This is a genomic window from Stenotrophomonas sp. 05L44_2 (assembly GCF_056665995.1).
Genome location: NZ_JBFTNR010000270.1, coordinates 1 through 5,008, shown reverse-complemented (window position 1 = coordinate 5,008; position 5,008 = coordinate 1). Strand labels below are relative to the sequence as shown.

General features: G+C 67.8%; 6 protein-coding genes. All 6 read left to right on the top strand.

The features are described 5' to 3' along the window. Positions 1–79: 79 nt before the first annotated feature. Positions 80–679, top strand: coding sequence for a 4'-phosphopantetheinyl transferase family protein (locus tag AC1VAN_RS10995; protein WP_032976775.1), 600 nt, complete (start codon positions 80–82; stop codon positions 677–679). 39 nt (positions 680–718) lie between these two features. Then, positions 719–1,357, top strand: coding sequence for a 16S rRNA (guanine(527)-N(7))-methyltransferase RsmG (gene rsmG / locus AC1VAN_RS10990; RefSeq protein WP_313116459.1), 639 nt, complete (start codon positions 719–721; stop codon positions 1,355–1,357). A 112-nt stretch (positions 1,358–1,469) separates the two neighbouring features. Next, entirely contained in the window at positions 1,470–2,267 is a 798-nt protein-coding gene (locus AC1VAN_RS10985) for a ParA family protein (RefSeq protein ID WP_480985801.1), read from the top strand. Next, complete coding sequence (locus AC1VAN_RS10980; protein WP_025878789.1) at positions 2,267–3,190, top strand: ParB/RepB/Spo0J family partition protein; 924 nt, start codon at positions 2,267–2,269, stop codon at positions 3,188–3,190. Before AC1VAN_RS10985 ends, AC1VAN_RS10980 begins: the two co-directional genes overlap by 1 nt. Positions 3,191–3,332: 142 nt before the next feature. Further along, entirely contained in the window at positions 3,333–4,058 is a 726-nt protein-coding gene (locus tag AC1VAN_RS10975; protein ID WP_032976777.1) for a suppressor of fused domain protein, read from the top strand. Between the two features lie 64 nt (positions 4,059–4,122). After that, positions 4,123–5,008, top strand: an 886-nt coding sequence (locus tag AC1VAN_RS10970; protein WP_480985800.1) for an NAD-dependent epimerase/dehydratase family protein, incomplete at its 3' end; no start/stop codon positions are given.

The following is a 5,008-nucleotide window of genomic DNA, read 5'->3' as shown; positions in this document are numbered from 1 at the left end:
ACTCTCCGGTGGATAACCGCGTCCAGTTGACGCGCAATGCCGTGAACCCGCTGTGCAATCCTGTGACGGGCGCGTGCGGATGAGCCTGCCAGCCACCCTTGAGGGCCCCTGGCGGTTTGGTCCGGTTACCGTCTGGCGCTGCCCGCACGTCCCCGGCCAGCGCGGTGAGCCGCAGGCCCGGCAGGTGCTGGCACAGGCCTTGGGCGGCGAGCCGGATGCGCTGCCGCTGGTGCGCGACGACAAGGGCCGGCCGGAACTGAGCGGCGCGCTCGCCCACTACGGCACCGGCTGGAGCCACAGCGGCGAGGTGCTGCTGGTAGCGCTGGGCGAGGGCGTGCGGCTGGGCGTGGACCTGGAACTGCTGCGCCCGCGCCCGCGCATGCTGGAAATCATCCAGCGCTTCTTCCATCCCGACGAAGTGGCCTGGCTGCAGGGCCTGGACGAGGCCGACCGCGAACATTGGTTCTTCCGCGTCTGGTGTGCCAAGGAAGCGATGCTGAAGGCGCACGGGCAGGGCATTTCCTTCGGCCTGCACCGCCTGCAGCTGGCCCCGGCCGACGATGGCGCCCTGCACCTGCGCTGGTGCGACCCGGAGTTGGGCGAGGCCGCGCGCTGGCACCTGCACGAATGGCAGGCCAGCGGACAATTCCGCGCCGCATTGGCCTGGTATCCGCAGTGAATCGGCGAATCAACGGCGAAAACCGGCGATAATGCCGGCATGAGCGAACACGATCTTCCCGCCGGCGTAGCGAACACGCTGCAGCAGGGCCTGGCCAGCATGGGCCTGGCCGCCGAGCTGGCCCCGCCGCTGCTGCGCTACCTGGCGCTGCTGCACCGCTGGAACGGCACCTACAACCTCACCGCCATCCGCGATCCGCAGGAAATGGTCACCCGCCATCTGCTCGATTCGCTGGCGATGCAGCCGTTCGTGGCCGATGGCAGCCTGGCCGACCTCGGTACCGGCCCCGGGTTGCCGGGCATCCCGCTGGCGATCGCCTGCCCGGGCCTGCAGGTCACCCTGGTGGAAAGCAACGGCAAGAAGGCCCGCTTCATGCGCGAGGCCGTGCGCCAGCTGGGCCTGGGCAATGCCCGCGTGGCCGAATCGCGCGCCGAAGCGCTGGCCGAGCCGGGCAGCTACGACCAGCTGACCGCGCGCGCGATGGACACCCTGGCCGGCATCGTCCGCGTCGGTGGCCACCTGCTGCGCCCCGGCGGCGTGTTGCTGGCCATGAAAGGCGTCTACCCGCATGAGGAGATCGCAGCGCTGCCGGCCGGTTGGCAGGTGCGCGAGGTGGTCGCGCTGAGCGTGCCCGGCCTGGCCGGTGAACGCCATCTGGTCACCGTCACAGGTCCCTGAACCCCGCCGCCCGCCCCTTGTGGAACAAGCGGTTGGCGATCCACGATTTCCGCACGGGCCCGGTTGTACGCATAATGACCGGTCCCAGCACACGTCGACGAGGCACACCCGCATGGCCCGCATCATCGCCATCGCCAACCAGAAGGGTGGCGTCGGCAAGACCACGACCGCCGTCAACCTGGCCGCTTCCCTGGCCAACGCACCCAAGCGCGTGCTGTTGGTCGACCTGGATTCCCAGGGCAACGCGACCATGGGCAGTGGCGTGGACAAGCGCGAGCTGGTCTCCTCCACCTACGACCTGCTGCTGGGCGAGTCCAGCGCCGCCGACGTGCGCGTGCAGACCGCCGAAGGCTACGACCTGCTGCCGGGCAACATCGACCTGACCGCGGCCGAGATCCAGCTGATGGCGCAGAGCGAGCGCGAGCAGCGCCTGAAGCGCGCGCTGGCACCGATCCGCGATGAGTACGACTACATCCTGATCGACTGCCCGCCGGCGCTCTCGCTGCTGACCCTCAACGCACTGGCCGCCGCCGATTCGGTGATCGTGCCGATGCAGTGCGAGTACTACGCACTGGAAGGCCTGAGCGCGCTGGTGGAAACCATCGAAGCGCTGCGTGCCAACCTCAACCCGGCGCTGGAGATCGAAGGCGTGCTGCGCACCATGTTCGACGTGCGCAACAACCTGGCCAATGCSGTGTCGGCCGAGCTCACCGRRCACTTCGGCGACCGGGTGTTCCGCACCATCGTGCCGCGCAACGTACGCCTGGCCGAGGCGCCCAGCCATGGCCAGAGCATCGTCGGCTACGATCGTGCTTCGCGCGGCGGCGTGGCCTACCTCGGCCTGGCCGGCGAGATCATCCGTCGCAATAACGAACGCAACAAGGCCACCAAGGCCGTGGAGACCGTCTGATGACCAGCAGCAAGCCTGCAGCCAAGAAGCGAGGCCTCGGCCGCGGCCTGGACGCACTGCTCGGTCCGAAGGGCGCGGTCAGCCAGGTGCAGGCCAGTACGGCGGTGATCGAGCCGCTGCCCGGTGAAGTGCTGCGCAAGCTGCCGGTAGGCCAGCTGCAGCCGGGCAAGTACCAGCCGCGTCGCGAGATGGACCAGGGCAAGCTGTCCGAACTGGCCGACTCGATCAAGTCGCAGGGCGTGATCCAGCCGATCCTGGTGCGCCAGCTGCCGGCAGGCAACTTCGAGATCGTCGCCGGTGAACGTCGCTGGCGCGCCTCGCAGCTGGCCGGCCTGGACGAAGTGCCGGTGGTGGTGCGTGAGCTGGAAGACCGCACCGTCATCGCGATGGCGCTGATCGAGAACATCCAGCGCGAAGACCTCAACCCGCTGGAAGAAGCCGAAGCGCTGCAGCGCCTCATCAGCGAATTCACCCTGACCCATGCCGAGGCCGCCGAGGCCGTCGGCCGCTCGCGCGCGGCGGTGTCCAACCTGCTGCGCCTGCTGGAGCTGCCGATCGCCATCCGCCTGCTGCTGGAAACGCGTCGGCTGGAGATGGGGCACGCCCGCGCGCTGCTGACGCTGGCCCCGGAACTGGCCAGCAAGCTGGCCCAGGAAGCGGCCGACGAAGGCTGGTCGGTGCGCGAGGTCGAGCGCCGCGCGCAGGCGTTTGCCGCCGGCAAGGTGCCGAGCAACCGTCCCCAGCCGGTGGCCAAGGTGCAGCAGGCCGACATCGCCTCGCTGGAAACCGAGCTGTCCGAAGTGCTGGGGACTTCCGTTGCGATCAACCATGGCCGCGGCGGCAAGGGCAAGCTGATCATCCATTACGCCAACCTGGACACGCTCGATGGCGTGCTGGAGCGGCTGCGCACGCGCCAGGGCTGACCCCGGCGCATCTTCATGGGCGCACGGCCTGTTCCTGCCGTGTGCCGTCGATTGCAGGGAACGCACCGCCGCGCGTGCCGGAGGCCGCGTCGTCCACCGCAGGTGGGCCGCTCCGCCCCGTGGCTCATCCAGGGAGCAGGACATGACCATTGAAGTAGACGACGTCAGCCCGGGCGGCAGCCCGATCCTCGTGCACAGCCGCGAGAAGGACTTCACCCCGGCCCAGGGGGAGTCGCACATCGAGGAGATCAGCGCGCACATCGAGCGCCATCTTGGCCCGATCTCCGGGGTCTTCCATGAAATCATCTCCGATATCGTGCACATCGACGTGCATGTGGTGCCCGCCACCGACGAGTGCCCGTACCTGCGGCTGGTGACCTCGGGCATGAGCGATCTGCCGATGGCCGTGCCCGACGAGGTGGACGCCCCCCGGCACATGGAACTGATGGTGACCCTGCCAGCGGATTGGCCGATCACCCAAGATGCCTTCGAGGATGAGCGCAACTATTGGCCGGTGCGCCTGCTGAAGACCCTGGCGCGGCTGCCGCACGAGTACGACACCTGGCTGGGCTTCGGTCACACCATTCCCAACGGCCATCCGTCCGAGCCCTATGCACCGGGCGTGGGGTTCGATGGCGCCATCGTGCTGCCGCCGGTCACGACCCCGGACGACTTCGGCACGCTGGCGCTGGAAGACGGCACCACCATCGAGTTCATGGCGATCGTGCCGCTGTACCCGGAAGAGATGGACCTGAAGCTGAAAAAGGACTCGGAAACCCTGCTGGATCGCTTCGATGCGAAGAACATCCAGGATGTCATCCAGCCGGGGCGCACCAATGTGGCCAAGAAGCGTTTCGGCCTGTTCTAGGCCCTGCGCGTACCATCAGACGCCATCACTACTGAATTGACCGTTGAATTCCAGGCTCACCGCAATGACCATCCTGCTCACCGGCGCAGCCGGCTTCATCGGTGCCTACACCGCTCGTGCCCTGCTTGATGCGGGCCAGTCGGTGGTCGGCCTGGACAACTTCAACGATTACTACGACCCACAGATCAAGCGCGACCGCGTGGCCGCACTGTGCCCGACGCTGGATCTGCGCACGCTGGACCTGACCGACCGCGACGGCCTGGCCGCGCTGTTCGAGGAAGTACAGCCGACTGCGGTGATCCACTTGGCCGCGCAGGCCGGCGTGCGCTATTCGCTGGAAAACCCGCACGCCTACGTCGACAGCAACCTGGTCGGCTTCGTCAACATGCTCGAGCTGTGCCGCCATCGTGGCGTGCAGCATCTGGTGTATGCGTCCAGCAGTTCGGTGTACGGCGATTCGGCCACGCCGCCGTTTTCCGAAGACCAGCGCGTGGACCAGCCGCGCTCGCTGTACGCCGCCACCAAGGCCGCCAATGAACTGATGGCCTACACCTACGCACAGCTGTATGGCCTGCGTGCCACCGGCCTGCGCTTCTTCACCGTGTATGGCCCGTGGGGCCGGCCGGACATGGCGCCGCTGCTGTTCTCGCGCGCGGTGCTGGCCGGTCGTTCGATCGATGTGTTCAACGAAGGCCGCATGCAGCGCGATTTCACACATGTCTCCGACATCGTGGCCGGTATTCTCGGCGCCCTCGCGCATCCGGCTGATGGTCCGGTGCCGCACCGGGTGTTCAACCTCGGCAACCACACGCCGGTCGAGCTGGAGCGCTTCATCGGCGTGATCGAGCAGGCCGCCGGTCGCCCCGCGCAGAAGGTCTACAAGCCGATGCAGCCGGGTGACATGGTGCGCACGATGGCCGATACCCAGCGCGCACATGACGCATTTGGCT

Bases quoted from the DNA above. Each gene is read 5' to 3' on its own strand.
- AC1VAN_RS10995 (WP_032976775.1), top strand. From the start codon at position 80: ATGAGCCTGCCAGCCACCCTTGAGGGCCCCTGGCGGTTTGGTCCGGTT.
- rsmG (WP_313116459.1), top strand. From the start codon at position 719: ATGAGCGAACACGATCTTCCCGCCGGCGTAGCGAACACGCTGCAGCAG.
- AC1VAN_RS10975 (WP_032976777.1), top strand. From the start codon at position 3,333: ATGACCATTGAAGTAGACGACGTCAGCCCGGGCGGCAGCCCGATCCTC.
- AC1VAN_RS10980 (WP_025878789.1), top strand. From the start codon at position 2,267: ATGACCAGCAGCAAGCCTGCAGCCAAGAAGCGAGGCCTCGGCCGCGGC.